The organism is Tautonia sp. JC769 (assembly GCF_040717455.1).
In the GTDB taxonomy this organism is placed as follows: domain Bacteria; phylum Planctomycetota; class Planctomycetia; order Isosphaerales; family Isosphaeraceae; genus Tautonia.
This window is the reverse complement of record NZ_JBFEFH010000089.1, coordinates 1-270: the sequence shown is the minus strand read 5'-3', so window position 1 is coordinate 270 and position 270 is coordinate 1. Positions and strand designations below refer to the sequence as shown.

1 protein-coding gene is annotated in these 270 nt (G+C 79.3%); it reads left to right on the top strand.

Going from position 1 to position 270, the window contains the following annotated elements; translation table 11 throughout:
- On the top strand, positions 1–270 hold a 270-nt coding region (locus AB1L88_RS26995; protein WP_367099824.1), incomplete at both ends, for a hypothetical protein.

Below are 270 nucleotides of genomic sequence, written 5' to 3'. Positions count from 1 at the left end.
GGCTCCGGCTCCCCAGGCCCCGGCCAAGGTCGCCCCGGCCCCGCAGGCCCCGGCCAAGGTGGCTCCGGCTCCCCAGGCTCCGGCCAAGGTGGCTCCGGCCCCGCAGGCCCCTGTGAAAGTCATGCCGGCCCCGCAGGCCCCGGCCAAGGTCGCCCCGGCCCCCCAGGCCCCGGCCAAGGTGGCTCCGGCTCCCCAGGCCCCGGCCAAGGTGGCTCCGGCTCCCCAGGCCCCTGTGAAGGTCATGCCAGCCCCGCAGGCCCCGGCCAAGGT